At 74.6% G+C, this 20028-nt stretch carries 19 protein-coding genes; 12 read left to right on the forward strand and 7 right to left on the reverse strand.

The window, feature by feature from the left end; all coding sequences use genetic code 11:
* The first annotated feature begins 36 nt into the window (after nucleotides 1–36).
* Nucleotides 37–816 carry an alpha/beta hydrolase gene (locus AB0J97_RS49035; protein WP_357708597.1) on the forward strand — a complete coding sequence of 260 codons (780 nt, stop codon included), beginning with the start codon at nucleotides 37–39 and terminating at the stop codon, nucleotides 814–816.
* Nucleotides 813–1622 carry an alpha/beta hydrolase gene (locus AB0J97_RS49040; RefSeq protein ID WP_364103569.1) on the forward strand — a complete coding sequence of 270 codons (810 nt, stop codon included), beginning with the start codon at nucleotides 813–815 and terminating at the stop codon, nucleotides 1620–1622. Before AB0J97_RS49035 ends, AB0J97_RS49040 begins: the two co-directional genes overlap by 4 nt.
* Here AB0J97_RS49040 and AB0J97_RS49045 read toward each other — a convergent pair.
* Nucleotides 1504–2274, reverse strand: coding sequence for a phosphatase PAP2 family protein (locus AB0J97_RS49045; protein WP_364103572.1), 771 nt, complete (start codon nucleotides 2272–2274; stop codon nucleotides 1504–1506). The genes AB0J97_RS49040 and AB0J97_RS49045 overlap by 119 nt on opposite strands.
* Before the next feature lie 130 nt (nucleotides 2275–2404).
* On the opposite strand from AB0J97_RS49045, the gene AB0J97_RS49050 reads away from it, so the two are divergent.
* Both AB0J97_RS49050 and AB0J97_RS49055 read left to right on the forward strand, forming a co-directional pair.
* Nucleotides 2405–3214 (forward strand): alpha/beta fold hydrolase, encoded by an 810-nt coding sequence (locus AB0J97_RS49050; RefSeq protein WP_364103575.1) that lies wholly within the window; start codon nucleotides 2405–2407, stop codon nucleotides 3212–3214.
* A 22-nt stretch (nucleotides 3215–3236) separates the two neighbouring features.
* Nucleotides 3237–4019: a MerR family transcriptional regulator gene (locus AB0J97_RS49055; RefSeq protein WP_364103578.1), complete on the forward strand. Its 783-nt coding sequence runs from the start codon at nucleotides 3237–3239 to the stop codon at nucleotides 4017–4019.
* 15 nt (nucleotides 4020–4034) lie between these two features.
* Here AB0J97_RS49055 and AB0J97_RS49060 read toward each other — a convergent pair whose 3' ends face one another.
* The 3 genes from AB0J97_RS49060 to AB0J97_RS49070 form a co-directional block, all read right to left on the reverse strand.
* Complete coding sequence (locus AB0J97_RS49060) at nucleotides 4035–5054, reverse strand: alpha/beta hydrolase (RefSeq protein WP_364103581.1); 1020 nt, start codon at nucleotides 5052–5054, stop codon at nucleotides 4035–4037.
* A gap of 26 nt (nucleotides 5055–5080) precedes the next feature.
* A complete protein-coding gene (locus AB0J97_RS49065; protein WP_364103584.1) occupies nucleotides 5081–5560 on the reverse strand; it encodes a DinB family protein in 480 nt (159 codons plus the stop codon).
* Between the two features lie 86 nt (nucleotides 5561–5646).
* Complete coding sequence (locus tag AB0J97_RS49070) at nucleotides 5647–6258, reverse strand: class I SAM-dependent methyltransferase (RefSeq protein ID WP_364103587.1); 612 nt, start codon at nucleotides 6256–6258, stop codon at nucleotides 5647–5649.
* 87 nt (nucleotides 6259–6345) lie between these two features.
* Between AB0J97_RS49070 and AB0J97_RS49075 the strand changes: the two genes are divergently transcribed.
* The 5 genes from AB0J97_RS49075 (at nucleotide 6346) to AB0J97_RS49095 (ending at nucleotide 13130) form a co-directional block, all read left to right on the forward strand.
* A complete protein-coding gene (locus tag AB0J97_RS49075) occupies nucleotides 6346–6936 on the forward strand; it encodes an XRE family transcriptional regulator (RefSeq protein ID WP_364103590.1) in 591 nt (196 codons plus the stop codon).
* A 151-nt stretch (nucleotides 6937–7087) separates the two neighbouring features.
* Entirely contained in the window at nucleotides 7088–8206 is a 1119-nt protein-coding gene (locus AB0J97_RS49080; protein WP_364103593.1) for a glutamate--cysteine ligase, read from the forward strand.
* Nucleotides 8207–8239: 33 nt separating this feature from the next.
* Nucleotides 8240–10027, forward strand: coding sequence for an N-acetylglutaminylglutamine amidotransferase (locus AB0J97_RS49085; RefSeq protein ID WP_357708579.1), 1788 nt, complete (start codon nucleotides 8240–8242; stop codon nucleotides 10025–10027).
* The gene (locus AB0J97_RS49090) at nucleotides 10027–11847 is read left to right on the forward strand and encodes a S9 family peptidase (protein WP_364103596.1); all 1821 of its coding nucleotides are present in this window, start codon (nucleotides 10027–10029) and stop codon (nucleotides 11845–11847) included. Before AB0J97_RS49085 ends, AB0J97_RS49090 begins: the two co-directional genes overlap by 1 nt.
* 104 nt (nucleotides 11848–11951) lie before the next feature.
* Complete coding sequence (locus tag AB0J97_RS49095; protein WP_364103599.1) at nucleotides 11952–13130, forward strand: amidohydrolase; 1179 nt, start codon at nucleotides 11952–11954, stop codon at nucleotides 13128–13130.
* Between the two features lie 79 nt (nucleotides 13131–13209).
* Here AB0J97_RS49095 and AB0J97_RS49100 read toward each other — a convergent pair whose 3' ends face one another.
* From AB0J97_RS49100 to AB0J97_RS49110, 3 genes are read right to left on the reverse strand one after another with little or no spacing between them, the layout of a single operon-like run.
* Complete coding sequence (locus AB0J97_RS49100; protein WP_364103602.1) at nucleotides 13210–13701, reverse strand: hypothetical protein; 492 nt, start codon at nucleotides 13699–13701, stop codon at nucleotides 13210–13212.
* A gap of 58 nt (nucleotides 13702–13759) precedes the next feature.
* Nucleotides 13760–14638, reverse strand: coding sequence for an alpha/beta fold hydrolase (locus AB0J97_RS49105; RefSeq protein ID WP_364103605.1), 879 nt, complete (start codon nucleotides 14636–14638; stop codon nucleotides 13760–13762).
* Nucleotides 14639–14641: 3 nt separating this feature from the next.
* Nucleotides 14642–17338, reverse strand: coding sequence for a LuxR family transcriptional regulator (locus tag AB0J97_RS49110; RefSeq protein WP_364103608.1), 2697 nt, complete (start codon nucleotides 17336–17338; stop codon nucleotides 14642–14644).
* A gap of 84 nt (nucleotides 17339–17422) precedes the next feature.
* Between AB0J97_RS49110 and AB0J97_RS49115 the strand changes: the two genes are divergently transcribed.
* From AB0J97_RS49115 to AB0J97_RS49125, 3 genes are all read left to right on the forward strand, one after another.
* Entirely contained in the window at nucleotides 17423–18265 is an 843-nt protein-coding gene (locus AB0J97_RS49115) for a helix-turn-helix domain-containing protein (protein WP_364103611.1), read from the forward strand.
* Nucleotides 18266–18339: 74 nt separating this feature from the next.
* Nucleotides 18340–18951 carry a dihydrofolate reductase family protein gene (locus AB0J97_RS49120; protein ID WP_364103614.1) on the forward strand — a complete coding sequence of 204 codons (612 nt, stop codon included), beginning with the start codon at nucleotides 18340–18342 and terminating at the stop codon, nucleotides 18949–18951.
* 143 nt (nucleotides 18952–19094) lie between these two features.
* Nucleotides 19095–20028: ATP-binding protein (locus AB0J97_RS49125; RefSeq protein WP_364103617.1), on the forward strand; the 934-nt coding region annotated here is incomplete at its 3' end.

Here is a 20028-nt window from a genome sequence, read left to right on the forward strand (position 1 = left end):
TCGCCGGGCCCGCGGAGGGCTTCCTACGGTGAGGCCATGACCACAGGCACATCGTTCAAGAACGGCAGCACACCGACCGTCGTCCTGGTCCACGGCGCCTTCACGGACGCGTCGAGCTGGGCGGGCGTGATCGCCGAGCTCCAGGAGTCCGGCATCCCCGTCACCGCGGTGGCCAACCCGCTGCGTGGAGCGGCCACCGACGCCGCCTACCTGGCCGGCGTCGTGGCCGCCATCGACGGTCCGGTCCTGCTGGTGGGGCACTCCTACGGCGGTGTGGTCATCACCGTGGCCGCGGCCGAGCTGGACAACGTCGTCGGGCTGGTCTACGTGGCCGCCTTCGCCCTGGAGGAGGGGGAGAGCGTGCTGGACGTCACGGGCCGTTTCCCCGACAGCCTGCTGGGCCCGGCGCTGCGGCCGGCCGTCCTCCGCACGCCCGACCGGGCGGAGGCCGTGGAGCTGTACCTCAGGGAGGACCGGTTCCCTGTCGTGTTCGCCGCCGACCTGCCCGAGCGCCTCACCTCGGTGGCGGCCGCCGCGCAACGCCCGATCGCGGCCGTGGCGTTCGAGGAGAGCTCTCCGGACGCGAGCTGGAAGACCCTGCCGTCCTGGTACGTCGTGGCCACCGCCGACCAGGCGATCCATCCCGACGCACAACGTTTCATGGCCCGGCGCGCCGGGGCCGACACCGTCGAGGTCGAGGCGTCGCACGCGATCGCGCTGTCACGACCGGCAGCCGTGGCCGGTCACATCCGCACCGCCGCGACCGCGCCCCACGCGGTCGGGCACACCCGTCCGGCACAGAGGAGCAACCGATGAGCGCATCGACCATCCCCGTCATCTTCATCCACGGTCTGTGGCTGCACGCCACCTCCTGGTCCTCCTGGATCGAGCTGTTCACGGCCGCCGGGTACGACGCCACGGCCCCCGGCTGGCCGGGCGACGGCGACAGCGTCGAACTGTCCAGGAAGGACCCCGACAGCATCGCCGACCACGGCATCGACGACGTCGTCGCCCACTACACGGAGATCATCAACGCCCTGGACGTCAAGCCGATCCTCATCGGCCACTCCTTCGGCGGCATGATCGCCGAGAAGCTGCTCGGGCAGGACCTGGCCAGGGCCGCGATCGCGATCGACGCCGCGCAGATCAAGGGCGTGCTGCCGCTGCCGCTGTCGGCGCTGCGCTCGACGCTGCCGGTGTTCCGGAACCCGGCCAACAAGCACCGGGCCGTCTCCCTCACCCTCGACCAGTTCACCTACGCGTTCGGCAACGCCGTCCCGCCGCAGGAGGCCGCCGAGCTGTACGAACGCTGGACCATCCCCGCGCCGGGCAAGCCGCTGTTCGAGGCCGCCGCCGCCAACTTCTCCCCCCACTCGCCCGCCAAGGTCGACACCGGCAACAACGTCCGGGGGCCGCTGCTCCTGATCGCCGGCGGCAGGGACCACACCGTCCCGGAGACCGTCACCAAGGCGACACTCAAGCAGTACCGGGACTCCACCGCGATCACCGACTTCCAGGAGTTCCCCGATCGCGGCCACTCGCTGACCATCGACCACGGCTGGCGCGAGGTCGCCGACGCCTGCCTGACCTGGCTCGCCAGAAACGGCCTGCGGACGAGCTGAGCACGCCCCGCGGCCCGGGGCGGCCCGAACGCCGGACGAGGTGCCGCCCCACCTGGCCCAGCACGATCCCCAGCGCCCAGCCTGCGATCGCGTCGGAGGGCCAGTGATAGCCCAAGGTCACCACGGCGATCGCGACCAGCACCGCCCAGGCGTGGGCGGCCGTCCGCAGCCATGACGGCGCCGACAACACGCCTGCGACGAACGTCAGGCACGCCGCGGCGTTGGCCGCGTGACCGGAGGGGAACGACACCGCCCCGGCGAACAGCAGGTCCACCTCGCGCAGTGGTGCCGTGCGGCCGAAGCACAGTTGCAGGGCGCGGATCACCAGCTCGCTGCCCACCAGCCACGACCCGCCGGCCAGCAGCACGGGCAGGCTGCGCGCCCGCCACGCGAGCCAGGCCGTGGCCAGCGCGGCCGCCGAGCCGACCAGCCAGTACTGGCCGCCCGTCACCAGCACCCGCCAGAAGGCGTGCCAGACGCCCGAGCGAGGCGGAAGCCCGTCGCGGAAGACCACCTGGTCACCGGTGTGCGCCCCGCCGAAGACGAGCACGTCGCCGACGGTCAGCACCAGGAGCACGCCCGCCGGCCCCGCCACCCACAGCCGCCGCCCGCCCTCGCCGGCAGGCGGGTCCGCGTCCTGCCCGACGGTCAAGGGCTCGCGTGGACGGGATGCGGGCCCGCCGCCCCGCCGCCGATCCGCTCCATGACGCCCAAGCTAGCCGAAGGGGCAGGTGGCGCGACCGCTTGACCCTGACGCAGGGTCAATGTCCCAGCATGACGGCATGACCACGACAACCCGTACGAACCGCACCCCGTCCGGCGACCTGACGGTCCACCACGACGGCGTCACGATCCCGCTGTCCCGCGGCGGACGGGGACGCCCGCTGGTGTTGTGCCCCGGACTGAACTCCACCCAGGACGGCCTGCGCGAGCTGATCGAGCTGCTGCGGCGCGACCACGAGGTGGTGACCTTCGACCTGCGGGGCCACGGCCTCACCTCGGCCGCCGACCGGTACTCCTTCGAGGCGTTCCTCGGTGACCTGGACGCCGTGATGGCGCGGGTGGGACGGCTCGGCCTCGACCAGGCCCCCGTGCTCGTGGGCTACTCGCTGGGGGCGGACCTGGCCGTGCACCACGCCGCCGCCCATCCCGGGAGCGTCGCCGGGCTCGTCCTGATCGACGGCGCGAACCCGGTGCCCGAGCCGTTCCTCACCGAGGACGCCCTGCCGGAGTTCCGCGCGATGTGGACGGAGCTGGCCGCCCGGCAGCGGGCCGAGCACGGCACCCCGCGCCAGGTGCTGCTCACCGCCGAGCAGATCCTCGACCTGAACGTCGAGATCGACGAGGTCCGGTCCGGCATCCTGTCCCGGTACGAGAGCATCGACCGGCCGATCACCATGATCATGTCGACCTCGATGGCGGGCGGCGGCGACGAGCGGGCGGCGCGGTTCGACCGGAACTGGCGGGCCGGGGTCGAACGGCTGGTCCGGCGGCGGCCGCACATCGCCACGTCCTGGGTCGACGCCGGGCACGGGCTGGTCTTCACGCACGCCGCGCAGGTGGCCCGGATCGTCGGCCGGGCGGCCTCCTGACCACTTCTGGGAGGCTGGTGCGGTGCTGACCATCGGGGAGCTGGCGTCGTACGCAGGGGTGACCGTGCGGGCGGTGCGGCACTACCACGCCAAGGGGCTGCTGCCCGAGCCGGAGCGGGACCGCTCCGGCTACCGCAGGTACGACGCCGCCGCCGTGGTCGAGCTGATCAGGATCCGCACCCTGGCCGAGGCCGGGGTGCCGCTCGCGCGGGTGCGGGAGCTGCTGGGGGCCGGGGAGGAGCAGTTCGCCGCCGCGCTCGCCGACATCGACCGGCGGCTGCTCGCCGAGATCCGGCAGCGGCGGCGCCACCGGGAGCGGATCGCCCGGCTGGCCGCCGGGGACAGCCTGGCGCTGCCGCCGGAGGTGGTCGGGTACCTCGACCGGCTGCGGGCCCTCGGCGTGGACGAACGGATCGTCCGGGCCGAACGCGACGGCTGGATCCTGCTGGCCGCGCACTCGCCCGGCCGCGTGCCGGAATGGATGGCCCGCAAGCGGGAGCAGCTCGCCGACCCGGACTTCACCGGCTTCTTCCGCATCCTGAGCCGGGCCCTCTCGCGCTCCGCCGACGACCCGCGGCTGGCCGGGATGGCCGACGAGCTGGCCGCCTACCTCACCCGGCTGGCCGCGGAGCGGGGCGCGGGCTACGTGGACGACCTCGACGTCGAGCCGTCGTTCGTGCAGCTGATGGACGGCCTGGCGTTCGACGCCGTCCCACCCGCGCGCCGGCTGATCGAACTGCTGCGGCGGCGCGGCTGGACCGGCTGGACCAGGCTGGAACGCGTGGACCCGCCGCCCGGCTCGTGAGGCCCGGCGGCCGGCTCAGCCGTCGAGGAAGCGTTCCAGCTCCGCGGTGACGAAGCGGGGGTTCTCCTCGACCAGCCAGTGCCCGGCGCGCGGCACGTCCACCGCGCGGACGATCTTCGTCAGCCGCGCGGACACCGTGGCCCGGATCGCGTCGAGCTGCCCTTGGGCGGTCATGAGCAGGGCCGGGACGCCCACCGGCGCCGCCGCCTTCGTGTCGCGGACGTCCTGGTCGAGAGCGCGGTAGAGCTCGAAGCCGCCCGACAGGGCCGCCGGCCGGCTGTAGGTCCTGGCGTACTCGGTGATCTCGGCCTCGGTGAACGGCGACCTGCCGGAGGTGCCGCCGAACGCCGTCCCGCCGTAGGAGACCTGGGGGTAGAACAGCGCCAGGTACTCGCGGACGTCGTCGCCCACCACCGCCTCGGGCACCCGTCGCTGGGAGTGGAAGGCGATGTGCCAGCTCAGCGACCGGTACGTGGCCGCGTCGACGGCCGGGCCGGGCAACGGCAGGTCCAGGTAGCTGAGGCGGGCGGTGTCGCCGGGGAACTGTGCGGCGTACTGGAACGCCACCGCGGCGCCGAAGTCGTGGCCGACGACGGCGGCGTCCCGGACGCCGAGCCGGTCGGCGATCAGCTTGTGCACGTACCGGGCCAGGGTGGCCTTGTCGTAGCCGGTCGGCGCGCCGGTGCTGTCGCCCAGCCCCGGCAGGTCCACGGCGTAGACGGTGTGGTGCCTGGCGAGCTCCGGCATGATCGGCCACCAGCCGTACCAGGTCTGTGGCCAGCCGTGCAGCAGCACCACCGGCGAGCCGCCGCCGCCCTTCACGTAGTGCATGCGCACGCCGTCGACGTCGGCGAACCCGTGCCGGAACGTGCTCCCGAACCGCGGATCGTCCTGGGTGGCGGCGGCGTACGAAGGCGCGCCGGCGGCGGTCGGCGTCGAGCAGGCGGCGGTGATCGAGAGCAGGAGGGCGAGCGCGACGGCCGCCACCCTGGAACGGGCCGGGCGGCCCGGCGCCCGCCGCAATACGGTGATCATGTGGTCCTGTCCTGAGAGTGGTGGCGTCAACGGCCGGTCGTGCCGTCGATCAGTTCGCGGAGGATGTCGGCGTGCCCCGCGTGGCGGCCGGTCTCCTCGATCATGTGGGCGAGCGCCCACCGCACGCTGGGCGCGGGACGGCCCGGCCGTGGGCGGGGGAGCGGCGCGCCGAGGTCGGCGCACGTGTCGAGCACGGCGTTCGCCTGTTCGACCGCCTCCCGGTAGCGGGCGACGACGTCGGCCGCACTGTCGTCCGGCGCGGCCCGGAACGTCGCGGGCCAGGAGGTGACCTCAGCGCCGAGGAAGATGGCGCGTTCGACGTGGGTCAGGTGGTGCAGCAGGCCGAGCAGGTTCGTGCCCGAGGGCACGGCGGCGGTCCTCGCCCGCGGTTCGGGGGCGCCCTCGACCTTCGCGGCGATCGAGGAGCGCAGGTAGTCGAGGAAGCCGCGCAGGGTCTCCGTCTCGCTGCTCCCGGTGCGGGGCGGCGGGGTGTCGCGACGGCGCACGGGTCTCTCCCTTCCTGGTTCTGTACGGGGGTCCTGGTTCTGTACGGGGGCCTGGTTCTGTACGGGGGCCTGGTTCTGTACGAGGGTCAGCCGGTCCGGCGGACGAGCAGGACGTGGTCGGTCACCTCGGCGGTGCGCCCGTCCGGTCCGGTGGCCAGGCGGCGGAGCGCGTCGGCCCGCTCGGTCGTCCAGGTCGCCGCGTCCAGGGCGAGGCCGGCGGCGACCTCCTGGGGGCTCGGGTGGCGTATGCCGTGGTCCTGGTTCCACGACCAGGGCGCGGTCGAGCCGTGGTCGACGACCAGCAGGCGCCCGCCGGGACGCAGGGCGCGCGCGGCCGAGCGCAGGACGGCGGTGCGGTCCAAGTCGTCCGGCGTGTGCAGGTAGTGGGCGCAGACCAGGTCGAACGCGCCGGAGGGGAAGGACGCGCCCAGGTCATGACGTACGGGGGTGAGCCGGTCGTCCAGGCCGTGCCCGCGTGCCAGGGCGGCCAGCCGCTCGACCGCCACGGCCGAGACGTCGGCGGCGGTGACCCGCCAGCCCCGGCCGGCCAGCCACAGGGCGTCGCCGCCCTCCCCGCATCCCAGGTCCAGCGCGTCGCCGGGCGGCAGGCCCGCGACCAGTTCGGTGAGGCGGGCGTTCGGCCGCGGATCGGTCGCGGCGGGACGTGCCGCGTACACGTCGTCCCAGAACTCGCTCATCGATACTCCTTCCGTCGGTGTGTGCTCCATCCGACCAGGGGGCCGCCGATCTGGCACGAAAACTTGCGGTTATGGCAAGATGCCTGCATGCAGGACGACGTGGACGAGGTGCTGGGCGCGGTCGGGCCGCGCCTTCGCGCGCTGCGCCGTCATCGGGGCATCACCCTCGCCGACCTGGCGACGACGACCGGGGTCTCGGAGAGCACGCTGTCCCGGCTGGAGAGCGGGCAGCGCCGGGCGACGCTGGAGCTGCTGCTCCCGCTGGCCCGCGTCTACGACGTCCCGCTGGACGACCTGGTCGGCGCCCCGCGCACCGGCGACCCCCGGATCCACCTCAAGCCGATCACCAGGTTCGGCATGACGTTCGTGCCCCTGTCCCGGCGGCCGGGCGGGATCCACGCGTTCAAGATGATCATTCCGCCGCGGGCCGAGCCGCTCGAACCGACCCCGCAGACCCACGACGGTTTCGAGTGGCTCTACGTCCTCACCGGCAGCCTGCGGCTCGTCCTCGGCGACCGCGACCTGATGCTGCCGGCCGGCGAGGCGGCCGAGTTCGACACGTCCATGCCCCACTGGCTGGGCAGCGCCGACGGCGGCCCGGTGGAGCTGCTCATCCTGTTCGACCCGCAGGGGATGCGCACGCACATCCACGCCGACCCGCACCGGCCCGCCCACTGACGCGTCCGGCGGCCCATCCACGGCCTGACCTTCACTTTGTTGCGGACAACAGGTGCCGAAGCCCGTTTTCGGGGGAGAAGGGAGTGGCTTCGAGTGCCTAGTGATGGGAGTGGTGACCGTGAAGGGGTCCGGGGGAGCGATTCGGGTCGGTGTGGAGGAGGAGTTCCACATCATCGACGCGAACACACGCCGGGTGACCGCGCGGGCGGGGGTGCTGCTGAGCGCGCTGCCAGAGGAGAGCTTCACGCACGAGCTGCAGCGGTCGATGGTCGAGGCCAACAGCGCGCCTTTCCTGGACCTGGACGACCTGGCCCGCGACCTGTGCCGGCTGCGGCGCAGGCTGATCGGCACCGCCGACGAGCTGGGGCTGGGGATCGCGGCGGTCGGCACGCCGCAGCTCGCCGACCTGGACGAGGTGAAGGTCTCCCCTGACCAGCGTTACGAGAAGATGCTCAGCGACTTCCAGGTGCTGACCCGTGAGCAGCTCATCTGCGGCACGCACGTGCACGCCGAGGTGCCCGACCCCGATCTGGCGGTCGTGGTGGCGCACCGGCTGACGCCCTGGCTGCCGCCGCTGCTCGCGCTCAGCGCCAGCTCGCCGTTCTGGGACGGGGCCGACACCGGCTACGCCAGCTATCGCACGCTCGTGTGGCAGCGGTGGCCGACGGCGGGGCCCATGGGCAGGTTCGACTCGGCGGCCGACTACCAGGAGATGGTGCGGGGGCTGATCCGGTCAGGGGTGATCACCGATCCGGGGATGATCTACTTCGACGTCCGGCCCTCGCAGCACGTGCCGACCGTGGAGCTGCGGATCTGCGACGCGTGTCCCCGGGTGGAGGACGTCGTGCTGATCGCCGGGCTGTTCCGGGCTCTGGTGGCCAGGGAGCTGGCGGCCGCGCGCCGCGGTCACGGGCCGGAGGTGCAGCTGGAGGCGGCGCGCGCGGCGACCTGGCAGGCCGCCCGGTGGGGGCTGGAGGGTGAGCTGGTCGATCCGGTGCACGGGGTGCCGCGCCCGGCGGGGGAGGTGGTCGAGGGCCTGGTGGCGGGCCTGCGTCCGCAGCTGGAGGCGGCCGGGGACTGGGAGCTGGTGACGGGGCTGACCCGGCAGATCCTGGGGACGGGCACGTCCGCGGCCCGGCAGCGGTCGGCGTTCGCGAGGCGGGGCAGCCTGGTGGACGTGGTCGACCTGGTGCTCAGCGAGACCCGCGTGTGCGAGTGGGACCGGCCGACGGGGGACCACGACCTCCCTTCGTGCCGTCCGGCGGCTTGATGACGGACGTTCGGCGAGGCGGGGGGCTGAGGCATGTGCGGGTTGAGCGGCGAGTTCAGGTTCGACGGCGAGGAGGCCGACGTCGGCGCGGTGGGCCGGATGACCGACGCGATGCACGATCGCGGGCCGGACGGCTCCGGCCTGTGGGCGCAGGGGCCGGTCGCGATGGGCCACCGGCGGCTCAAGATCATCGACCTGTCGGAGAAGGCCGCCCAGCCGATGGTGGACGCCGGGCTCGGCCTGGCGGTGGTGTTCAACGGCTGCCTGTACAACTACCGTGAGCTGCGCGAGGAGCTGCGCGGCGCGGGCTACCGGTTCTACTCCACCTCCGACACCGAGGTGCTGCTGAAGGCGTACCACCGGTGGGGGGTCGCCTGCGTCGACCGGTTCAAGGGCATGTTCGCCTTCGCCATCCACGAACGCGACAGCGGCCGGCTGGTCCTCGGCCGCGACCGGCTCGGGATCAAACCCATGTACGTGACCCGCGACGCCCGCCGCCTGCGCTTCGCCTCGACCCTGCCCGCGCTGGTCGCCGGCGGCGGTACGGACACCGGGATCGACCGGGTGGCCCTGCACCACTACATGACCTTCCACTCGCTCGTGCCCGGCGAGCGCACGATCCTCGCCGGGGTGCGCAGGCTGCCGGCGGCCACCGTCCGGGTGGTCGAGGCGGACGGCACGAGCGCCGATCACCGCTACTGGAACCCGTCCTACACCCGCTCGGCCCTGCCCGAGCAGGCCGGGCTGAGCGACGAGGAGTGGCGGCGGGCCACCCTGGAGGCCCTGCGCACGGCGGTGCGCCGGCGGATGGTCGCCGACGTGCCGGTGGGCGTGCTGCTCTCCGGCGGCCTGGACTCCAGCCTCATCGTGGCGCTGCTGGCCGAGGAGGGGCAGAGCGGCCTGACCACCTTCAGCATCGGCTTCGAGCCGGCCGGCGGCGAGCAGGGCGACGAGTTCGCCTACTCCGACCTGGTGGCCGACCGGTTCGGCACCGACCATCACCGCATCAGGATCCCCGACGCCCGCCTGCCGGCGGGGCTGGAACGGGCGGTGGGCGCCATGAGCGAGCCGATGGCCAGCCACGACTGCGTCGCCTTCTACCTGCTGTCGGAGGAGGTCGCCCGGCATGTGAAGGTCGTCCAGTCGGGCCAGGGCGCCGACGAGGTGTTCGCGGGCTACAGCTGGTTCCCGCCGCTGGCGGACGTGCCGCGCGAGCAGGCGGCCGACGTCTACCACCGGGAGTTCGCCGACCGTCCGCACCACGAGCTGTCCGGCGTCCTGACGCCCGGCTACCTGGTGGAGCAGGACGTCAGCGGCGACTTCATCAGGGACCACGTGGCGCGTCCGGGCGCCGACACCGCGCTCGACGCCGTCCTCCGCCTGGAGACCACGGCCATGCTCATCGACGATCCGGTCAAACGGGTCGACAACATGACCATGGCCCACGGACTGGAGGCCCGCACGCCGTTCCTCGACCACGAGCTGGTCGAGCTGGCCGCCGCCTGCCCCGACGGGCTCAAGCTGGCCCACGGCGGCAAGGGCGTGCTCAAGGACGCCGCCCGCCGGCTGCTGCCCGCGCAGATCATCGACCGGCCCAAGGGCTACTTCCCGGTGCCCGCCGTCCGGCACGTCGAAGGGGACCTCCTGGAGCTCGTCCGGGACGCGCTCACCAGTCAGGCCGCCCGCTCGCGCGGCCTGTTCCGGCCGGAGTTCGTCCGGCGGCTGCTGGCCGACCCCGAGGCCGACAGGGCGACGACGGGCGTCAGCACGCTCTGGCAGCTCGGCCTGCTCGAACTGTGGCTCCAGGCCCACCACGTGTGATGCCGGACATCCTCGGCGGCCTGTCGCACCTGCCGTCACCCGCCGCGCTGGACGCCTGGAGCTGCCGACGGCCGACCCTGGCGCCGGACAACAGCGCCGTGGCCTTCGTCAGCGACCGGGACGGCACACCCCGGCTGTGGGTCCAGCCGCTCGGCAAGGGCCTGGACGCCTGGGAGATCGACACCGGCCCCCAGCCGGTCGTGGACGTGAGCTGGGGGCCGACGGGCGAGCGGCTGGCCGTCCTGCTGGCCCCCGGCGGCGGCGAGCACACGCAGGTGTGGACCGTGCGGCCGCACGGCGGCGAGCTGCGGCCGCTCGCCCTCCCGCACGGGTCCGCCGCGCTCGTCCGGTGGACCGGCCGGGGCGAGTCGGTCCTGCTGGCCGAGACGTCCGCCACCGGCCTGACCCGGGCCGAGCTGGCCGACGCCGCCACCGGCGCGCGCCAGGTCATCGCCGTGGGCGAGCTGCTGTGGCCGGCCGCCGTCAGCCGCGACCACGCGCGCATGCTGCTGCGGCGCGGGCCGCGCGGACTGCGCCGGATGCACGCCGCCGACGCCCTGCCCGGCCATCCGCCGGGCGGCGAGCGCGACCTGCTGCCCGGCCTGCGCGGCTCGACCGACCAGGGGGCCCTGTCGCCCGACGGCGAGATCGCCTACCTGGTGTCGGACGCCGGCCGCGACCGGGCCGCGCTGCTGGCGGTGCGGCGCAACGCCTACCCCGTCGTGCTGGCCGAGCGGCCGGACGCCGAGCTGGACCAATTCGCGCTCAGCGCCGACGGCCGCCGCGCCGTCCTGGTGTGGAACGAGCACGGCCGCTCGGCGCTGGACGTCGTCGAGCTGCCCGCCGCGCACGTCCGGCCGCTCCCGCCGCCGCCCGCCGACGTGGTCACCTCGGTCCGCGTCGCCTGGGACGGCGGCACGGCGGTGCTCGCCGCCGAGAGCCCCGAGGAGCCCTCGCACGTTCTGCTGTGCGACCTGTCCGCCGGGACGTACCGGTACGCCGCCGGGGCCGGCCGGCTTCACGAGGCGACCGGCGCCGAGCTGCTGCGCTTCCCGGCCCGCGACGGGCTGGAGCTGGCCGCCTGGCTCTACCGTCCCGCGCACGCGCAGGGGCCCGCGCCGTTCGTCGTGTCGCTGCACGGAGGGCCGGAGGACCAGGAACGTCCCACCTTCAACCCGCTCTACCAGAACCTCCTGGCGGCCGGGATCGGCGTGCTGGCGCCCAACGTACGCGGTTCGGGCGGGTACGGGCGGGCCTTCCGCCAGGCCGACGACCTGGCGCTGCGCTTCCGCGCCGTCGAGGACGTCGCCGACTGCGCCGCGGCGCTGGTGCGGACGGGCGCGGCCGACCCGTCCAGGCTGGCCTGCATGGGCTGGTCGTACGGCGGCTACCTGACCCTGGCCGCCCTCGTCACCCATCCCCGGCTCTTCCGCGCGGGTGTGGACATGAGCGGCATCGCCGACTTCGAGACCTTCTACGCCCGTACGGAACCGTGGATCGCCGCCGCCGCGGTGTCGGAGTACGGGCACCCGGAGACCGACCGGGACCTGCTGCGCGCCCTGTCCCCGCTGCGCGCCTTCGACCGGCTGACCGCCCCCCTCCTGGTCGTGCACGGGGCGCAGGACACCAACGTGCCGGTCCACGAGGCCCGGCAGGCGTTCGAGGCGGCCCGCGCCCGCGGGGTGCCGAGCGACCTGCTGATCTTCGAGGACGAGGGCCACGACATCCGCAACCGGTCCAACCGGATCAGCCTCGTCTCCAAGGTCCTGGACTGGCTCGACCACTACCTGTGGGCCTCCCCGTCCGCGCCTCGACCTTGATCGGGCGTACGGAGGCGGCCATCATGGTGGCGGTCCCGTCGTCGTGGAGGCACGGCGCGACTCCGCGGCCCCGTCCTCCGCCCACCGGCCCGGAAGGACCGCGCGTGACCGACCTCGACACCCGCCTGCGCGCCTGGCGGCACGACCTGCACCAGTGCCCCGAACCGGCCTTCGCGGAGCACGCGACGAGCGCCTACGTCGCCGGGACGCTGGAGGCGGCGGGCCTCGACGTCGTCCGGGGCGTCGGCGGCACCGGCGTCGTGGCCTCCCTGTCCAGGGCTGGCGGCGACCGCGCCATCGGGCTGCGGGCCGACATGGACTGCCTGCCGCTCGACGAGCCGGGCACCCGCGCCCACGCCTCCCGCAACCCCGGCTTCATGCACGCCTGCGGCCACGACGGGCACATGGCGATGCTCCTCGGCGCCGCCGCCGTCCTCGCCGCCGAGGGCGGCTTCGACGGGACCGTACGGTTCGTCTTCCAGCCCGCGGAGGAGCCCGGCCGCGGCGCGCGGGCCATGCTCGACGACGACCTGCTCGTACGCCTCCCCGTCCAGGCCATGTACGGCCTGCACAACCTGCCCGGCGTCCCCGCGGGCCACCTCCTGACCCGCGCCGGGGCCATCATGGCCGGGGAGGACAACTTCGAGATCCGTATCCGGGGACGCGGCGGCCACGCCGCCCGTCCGCACATGGTCGTCGACCCCATCGTCGTGGGCGCCGAGATCGTCCTGGCCCTGCAGACCGTCGTCGCCCGCAACGTCGACCCCGCGCTGCCCGCCGTCGTCTCCTGCACCGACTTCAGCACGGACGGCGTGCGCAACGCCATCCCCGGCGAGGTCGTCATCACGGGCGACACGCGCAGCTTCGACCCCGCCGTCGGCGAGCTCATCGAGGACCGGATCCGCCGGCTCTGCGAAGGCATCGGCGCGGCCCACGGCGCGACGTGCGCCGTCACCTACACCCGCGAGTTCGCCACCACCGTCAACGACCCCGCCTGCGTCGCCGAGGCGGTCGGGGCGGCCGTCGCGGTCGCCGGCGAGGAACGCGTCGACCCGGACTGCGCGCCCGTCATGCCCAGCGAGGACTTCGGCGTCTTCGCCGAGGCCGTGCCGGCCTGCTTCGCCTTCCTCGGCAACGGCACCGAACCCGGCCGGGGCGGCGACCCGCTGCACAGCATTCAGTACGACTTCAACGACGCCGTCCTGCGGACCGGGACGGACTTCTACGTGACGCTGGCCCGCCGCGTCCTGAGGGGCGACGCCGCCCCGGTGACCCCGGGCTGACCGCCCGGTTCCTCCGGCGTCCGCAGGTCGACGGGGCCGACGGGGCCGATGGGGTCGATGGGGTCGATGGGGTCGGTCGTCAGCCGGCGTCCCGGCGCGGGCCGGTCCACGTCTGCGTGACCGGGCCGTCCGGGAGCGTGATGTCCAGCTCGCGGCACCACGGTCCCGGCGGCGTCCAGCCCTCGGCCGGTCTGAAGGTCACGCGCAGCCGGCGGGCCGAGGGCGGGACCACCCCGCCCAGGTGTCGGCTTCCGTGCGCGGCCCGCCTGCCCTCCGAGTCGTAGGCGCCGTTGTTGTCGCCGCTGTAGTCGGTGCCGAGGTCGTCCTCGGTGGACAACATCCAGTACCAGAAGAACGGCCCCTTGCTGTCCGTCTCGTCCTCCCGCAGCCCCGGGACGAACTCGTAGTGCAGCATCCCGCCGCCGTCCGACAGCTCCAGCCCGCGGGCGACCACGTGGTGGCCTTCCAGCAGCTCCCCGAGGTCGAGGTCGAAGGCGAGGTCGAGACGCCTCGACCCGTCCCACCTGGCGAAGTAGGCGTCGGTGGCCGTACGCGGCGGAATGCTGATCATGACCTCCATCTTGGGACATGAGGGAGAACCCGGCCAACCGGTATTCCGCGGCGCGCGCTCACCCGGCCGTGTGCGCGAGGACGGCGGCGGCCAGCTCCTCGTGCACCTCCGGCGGCAGCGTGTGCCCCATGCCCGCCACGATCATCAACCGCGCCCCCGGCACCTGCTCGGCGATCAGCGCGCCATGGCCCGGCTTGGCCGGCTCGTGGCTGCCCTCGATCACCAGCGTCGGCGCCTTGACCTGGTCCAGCACGCCCACCGGCTCGAAATCGGGCTTGGCGCCCGCCGCCAGCCGATGGTTGACCGTCGCCGACAGGTCCCGGGCCCGGTCGTAGATCCGCTCCTGCGACCGGCGCGCCGCGTCCTCGTCGAACGGCAGCCCGGTGCCGTGCAGCAGCCGCTGCTCGGCGATCATGCCGTCGATCGCCGCCCGCCGGTCCGCCGGCGGCGGGGACGCGATCAGCGCCTGGTAGAAGGCCACGAACTCCGGCGCCGGCTCCGGCAGGCTCCCCTCCGGCTGCGGCTGCCCGAGCAGCGCCCGCATGATCACCTGGCCCTCGCCGCCGCCCAGCGGCGAGGACCCGATCACCGTCAGCGAACGCACCCGCTCCGGCCGCTCCACCGCCACGAACTGCGCCAGCAGCCCACCGGCCGAATGACCGACCAGGTGCGCGCTGTCCAGGCCGTGCGCGTCCATCACCCGGTAGACGTCGTCCTTGATGGCCTCCCACGTGTACGGATTGGCCTCGAAGTCGACGGTGTCCGACATGCCGGTGTCGCGGTGGTCGTACCGGATGACCCGGCGGCCGCCGGCGGTCAGGCGGCCGACGAACTCGTCCGGCCACAGGACGCCCTGCGACATCGAACCCATGATCAGCAGAATCGGCTCGTCGTTCTCGGCGCCGAACTCTTCGCTCCAGATGTTCACGTTTTGCATGACTCAGATCCTGCCGTCGCCGGTTACCGGCGCCTTCTGTAGAACTACCAGTCGCGCCAGATCAGTACGGGAGCCGATGCCCAGCTTCGGATAGATCTTGTACAGGTGATACTCGACCGTACGCGGGCTCAGGAAGAGCTGGGCGGCGATCTGCTTGCTGGACAACCCGTCGGCGACCAGGCCCGCGATGCGCAACTCCTGCGGGGTCAGCGCGTCGAGCACGGCCACCGGCGGCGCCTGCCCGCTCTCGCCCGCCGCCCGCAGCTCCTCCTGCGCGCGCCGCGCCCACGGCCGCGCGCCCGCCCGCTCGAACGTCTCCCACGCCATCCGCAGATGCGCCCGCGCCTCGCCGGGACGCTGCCCCCGGCGCAGCCGCTCGCCCAGCAGCAGGGCCGTCCTGGCCGCCTCGAAGGGGTTGGTGTGCAGGCGCAGCGCCTCCTCGAAGGCGTCCTCGCGGCCGTCGGCCAGACCCCGGCAGCGCGCCAGCAAGGCCCGCGACTCCGGCGTCGCCGCGTGCCGCGACCACCGCTCGTACGCCTCCAGCGCCGCCCGCGCGGCCGCCTCGTCACCCGCCCCGACGGCGGCCTCGACCCGGTCGGGGGTCGTCCGCCAGACCACGGCCGGATGCCCGGCGCCCGGTCCGGCCGCGGCGATGGCCGCGAACCGGTCGCGCGCCGCCGCGTGCCGGCCCAGGCACAGGTCGAGCAGCGCCGGCGCGTACGCCGCCACCCCCACCCGCAGCCCCACCCGATGCGGGACGGCGATGGCCAGCGCCTCGCGGGCCTGCCGCTCGCAGGCCTCCTCCTCGCCGCGCAGCGCCGCCACCACCGCCAGGTTGGCCAGGTGCGCGGCCACCGTGTTCTCGTAGCCGGCCTCGCGGGCCAGCTCCAGACCCTCCTCCGAGAGGGCCTGGCTGCGCGCCAGCCGTCCGGCCAGGCGTTCGGCGGTCGCCACGAACTCCAGCACGACCGGCAACTGCCCCGCCATGCCCGACACCCTGGCCACCTGCCCGGCCCGGCCGGTCAGCTCGGCGGCCAGGTCCGTCTCGCCGAGCTGGCTGGCCGCGGCCGCCGCCCACAGGTGTGCGGCCGCGTCCTCCAGCTCGCCGGCCCGCGCCAGCGCCCGCCGCAGCAGGCCGGGGCCGGTGGCGTCGCCGTCGAGGGTGAGGCCGATCCCGGCCACCGCGTCCCGCAGGAAACCCTCGGGGTGCGCCGCCGCCCGCCGGCCGAGCTCGACGATCATCGGGGTGTCGCCGACGTACGCGGCCGCCTCGGAGGCGTCGGCCAGCATGTCCAGGCTCTCGCCCGCCGCCAGGATGCGCACGGCCTCGGCGGCGTTGCCCGAGTTCAGCTCGAACCGGCCGCGGAGCTGGGCGATCTCCATGGTGACGGCGGCGTTCCCGGCGGCCCGTTCGCGCGCCTCGGCCAGCAGCGACTGCGCCTGGCCAGGACGGCCGCCGAGCCAGGCCGCGACCGCGGCGTCCTTCAGGCGGACGGCACGGGCGTCCGGCTCCGGGGTCAGCTCGGCGGCTCTGGCCAGGGCGGTGGCGGCGGCGCCGTACCCGCCGCGGTCGCGCGCCCGCCCGGCGGCGGCCACCAGCGCGGCCGCGACCTCCTCGTCCTGGCCCAGGGCGGCCCCGGCCAGGTGCCAGGCGCGGCGGTCGTCGGCGGTCAGCTCCGCCAGGACGGCGTGCACCCGGCGCACCTCGGCCGGGGCGGCCGCCTCGTGCACCGCGGACCGGATCAGCGGATGGCGGAAGCGCACACTCGTGCCCGACACCTCCGCCAGCTCCCCCTCCTCCAACTCGGCCAACGCCGCCCGCCCAGCCCCGGCCTCCCCGGGAACCGGCGCCGCGCGCTCGGCGAGCAGCCGGTCGGCGGCGCGCAGGACCACGTCGAGGTCGCCCTCGACGGCGGCGACCAGGGCGGTCAGCCGGGCGGGGGCCGACAACGCGGCCACCCGGTCGCCGAACAGCCGGGCGCCGCCGGGCAGCGGGTCGGGCAGCGGTTCGCGTCCGGCGAGCTGCGCGGGCGTCAGGCGGGCGGCGATCTCGCCCAGGGCCAGCGGGTTGGCGCCGGTCAGCGTGACGAGCTCGCGCCGCACCCGGACGGGCAGCACGCCATGGCGGGACTCCAGCAGCTCGTCCGCGGCGGCCTCGGCCAGCCCGCGCACCTCCACCGTCAGCGGCACGCCCTTGACCGGCGCGTCCCCGCGCACGGCGAGCAGCAGCGCGATCCGTTCGGTGGCCAGCCGCCTGGCGGCGAACAGCAGCGCGTCGGCCGAGGCCCGGTCGACCCACTGGAAGTCGTCCACCACGCAGACCAGCCCATCCGGCGCGGCCGCCTCGACCAGCAGCGAGAGCACGCCGGCCGCCAGCAGGAACCGGTCACCGTCCCCTCCGGCGGCCAGCCCCAGGGCCGCGCGGACGGCCACCCGCTGCGGCTCGGGCAACGCGTCGAGCGAGCCGGTCACCGGCCACAGAAGCTGGTGCAGCGAGGCGAACGCCAGGTCGGACTCGGACTCCACACCGGTGATCCGCAACACCCGCATCGCGCCGCCGCGCGCGGCCGCCGCGTCGAGCAGGGCCGTCTTGCCCGCCCCCGCCTCCCCGCGCAACACCACCGCGCCGCCGGAGCCCTCGCCGGCCCGCGCGATCACCTGGTCAAGGGCGCTGATTTCCGCAGATCTGCCGTAAAGCACAACCCCTTACTGTAAACGCGCCGCTCAGGCTGCCAAGACAGGGCGAGGCACGCGGCCCGGAACCCCGTCCGCCACACTGGACCCATGGAGTACGTCGGACGGGTGCCCGCGCCGCCGCTCGACCGGTTCATCGACGACATCTACTGCCTGACCGGAGTGCCGCGGCACCGCCGGATGAGTGTCCCGCCGATGCCGTCGGGACACCTGTTCATCAACCTGGGCGGCCCCACGGGCCTGTGGGACTCCGACCCTTCCGTGCCGCCGGCGGTGCTCGCCGACGGATGGTTCATGGGGATGTGGACCAGGCGGTTCCAGTACGAGTACCCCGCGCGGGTGCGGCTCGTCGGGGTGCACTTCAAGCCCTGGGGGCTGTCGCCGTTCGTCGGGGTGCCGGCGTCCGAGCTGCGCGACCGCTGGGTGCCGGTGGACGCCGTCTGGCAGCGGTTCGTGGACCGGATCCGCGAGCGGGCGGGCGACGTCGTCCCGGCGGCCGAGATCCTGCGGGTGGTGGAGGAGGAGCTGCGGTCGCGGTTCGCCGGGGCGGGGTCGCGCAACCTCGACCTCGTCCGGCACGCGGGCGACCGGCTGGAGACCTCGCACGGCGTCGTCCCGGTCGGCGCGCTGGCCGACGCCGCCGGGGTGAGCGGCAACCACCTGGCCGCGCAGTTCAGGTCCCATGTCGGCGTCACCCCGAAGCGGGTGGCGCGGATCTACCGATTCGCCCGGCTGATCCTGTCCGTGGACGCGCCGCGTCCGGTGGACTGGCCGGGGCTCGCCCACGCGGCGGGCTACTTCGACCAGGCCCACTTCGGCAGGGAGTTCAAGGACTTCACCGGACACACCCCGACGGAGTACCTGGCGCTGCGCCGCCGGTTCCCCGCCGAGCCGGGGTTCCCGCCGGACAACGGCCCGATGCCCGCCGATTGATTTTCTCCAAGCCCGGCCGCCCCCGGGGGCGACAGGATCGGAGGCGAACGCGCGACGAGCACCGAGGAGACCCCGTGGGCACAGTGATCATGCACAACGTGATGTCGGTGGACGGCTTCATCGCCGACGACCACGACGCCGTCGGGCCCCTCCACGACTGGTACTGGAACGGCGACACCCCGATCACCCCGGACGACGACCAGGACTACGACCACTCCGGCACCGGCGGCCGCTTCCGGATGTCCAAGGCGTCGGCGGAGTACGTCGGGCCGATCTGGGCCTCGATCGGCGTGATCGTCATGGGCCGCACCCTGTTCGACCTGGTGAACGGCTGGGAAGGACGGCCGCCCGCGGGTGACCACGTGGTCGTGGTGTCCCACCGGCCCAAGCCCGAGGGCTGGCACCCCGAGGCGTCGTACCACTTCGCCGGCGACGTGACGGCCGCGGTCGCCAAGGCCCAGGAGCTCGCCGGCGACCGGGTCGTCAGCGTGAACGCCGGCGACGTCGGCGGCCAGATCCTCGCGGCCGGCCTGGTGGACGAGGTGGCGATGGACGTGGTGCCGGTGGTGTTCGGGTCGGGCAAGCGCTACTTCGGCCGCGTCGACGGGCGGCACCTGCTGGCCGGCCCGCACGTCGTCGTCCAGGGCGAGGGCGTGCTGCACCTGCGCTACAAGGTGCGCCGCTGACCCTGGTCGATGATCCGCGCCAGGTCCCTGCGGAACGCCGACCCGTCCAGCGAGGGGTGGCTCATCCTCCTGTCGGCCAGGATCTGCCCGATGTGGTCGAAGCGGAGGGGGCGCTGCCGATCCGCGGAAGCTAGCCTGACGCCGTGACCTCCGTTCTGCTGTGGTGCGTGCTCCTCGGCGTCGCCCTTCTGTACGGCGCCGCCGTCCGGAGCACGGCCGGGATCACGGTCGCGGTCGCGGCGGGCCTGGTGGCGGCGGCGACGGTCGTCGCGGCGGTCCGCGGATGGCCGCCGGAGGCGTCGGCGGGCGTGGCGTTGTCGGCGGGCGGGGTGGGCGCGGTCGTCTGGGCGTTCGGGCGGGCGCACCGGCGGCGCCGGACCCGGCGGGAGGCGCTGGCCGCGCACCGGGCGGCGCGGGCGCGGGCCGGCGAGGCGGTGGCGGACGCCGTACGCCTCAGGATGGCGGCCGAGCTGCACGACACCGCCGCGCACCGGCTCACCGGCATCGCGGTGGCGGCGGCGTCCGCGCTGCACGTGGCCGATCCGGCGCTGCGGGAGTCCGCGCTGCGCCACGCCGGGGAGGCCGCCGGCCTGGCCCGCGCGGAACTGGCCGGTGCGCGGGCCGCCGTCCCCGGCCTGGCGGCGATCGACACCCTGGTCGAGGACTGGGCCGTGCCCGGCGGAGTGCGCTACCGCAGGACGGCCGCCGCCGCGTCCCCCGAGATCGCGGCGGCCGCCTACCGGGTGGTGCGCGAGGCGCTCACCAACGCCGCCCGGTACGCGACCGGCGCCCGGCTGGAGATCGCCGTCCTGGCCGGACCCGGCCGCCTGACCGTCGAGGTGAGCGACACCGGAGGCGAGGGGAGGCACGGCGACCTCGGCACCGGCCACGGCCTGTCAGGGCTGGCCACCACCGTGGCGTCCTGCGGCGGCACGCTCACCGCCGGCCCGGCCGCCGACGGCTGGACGGTCCGAGCGGCCTTCCCGGCCCCCACCGGCCCGGCCCCCACCGGCCCGGCCCCCACCGGCCCGGCCCCCACCGGCCCGGCCCCCACCGGCCCGGCCCCCACCGGCCCGG

Origin of the sequence: Nonomuraea sp. NPDC049607 (assembly GCF_040675375.1) — a bacterium.
Lineage (GTDB): Bacteria > Actinomycetota > Actinomycetes > Streptosporangiales > Streptosporangiaceae > Nonomuraea.

Bases quoted from the DNA above. Each gene is read 5' to 3' on its own strand.
- AB0J97_RS49100 (WP_364103602.1), bottom strand. From the start codon at position 13,701: ATGATCAGCATTCCGCCGCGTACGGCCACCGACGCCTACTTCGCCAGG.
- AB0J97_RS49040 (WP_364103569.1), top strand. From the start codon at position 813: ATGAGCGCATCGACCATCCCCGTCATCTTCATCCACGGTCTGTGGCTG.
- AB0J97_RS49085 (WP_357708579.1), top strand. From the start codon at position 8,240: ATGTGCGGGTTGAGCGGCGAGTTCAGGTTCGACGGCGAGGAGGCCGAC.
- AB0J97_RS49060 (WP_364103581.1), bottom strand. From the start codon at position 5,054: ATGATCACCGTATTGCGGCGGGCGCCGGGCCGCCCGGCCCGTTCCAGG.
- AB0J97_RS49090 (WP_364103596.1), top strand. From the start codon at position 10,027: ATGCCGGACATCCTCGGCGGCCTGTCGCACCTGCCGTCACCCGCCGCG.
- AB0J97_RS49075 (WP_364103590.1), top strand. From the start codon at position 6,346: ATGCAGGACGACGTGGACGAGGTGCTGGGCGCGGTCGGGCCGCGCCTT.
- AB0J97_RS49115 (WP_364103611.1), top strand. From the start codon at position 17,423: ATGGAGTACGTCGGACGGGTGCCCGCGCCGCCGCTCGACCGGTTCATC.
- AB0J97_RS49035 (WP_357708597.1), top strand. From the start codon at position 37: ATGACCACAGGCACATCGTTCAAGAACGGCAGCACACCGACCGTCGTC.
- AB0J97_RS49105 (WP_364103605.1), bottom strand. From the start codon at position 14,638: ATGCAAAACGTGAACATCTGGAGCGAAGAGTTCGGCGCCGAGAACGAC.
- AB0J97_RS49070 (WP_364103587.1), bottom strand. From the start codon at position 6,258: ATGAGCGAGTTCTGGGACGACGTGTACGCGGCACGTCCCGCCGCGACC.
- AB0J97_RS49050 (WP_364103575.1), top strand. From the start codon at position 2,405: ATGACCACGACAACCCGTACGAACCGCACCCCGTCCGGCGACCTGACG.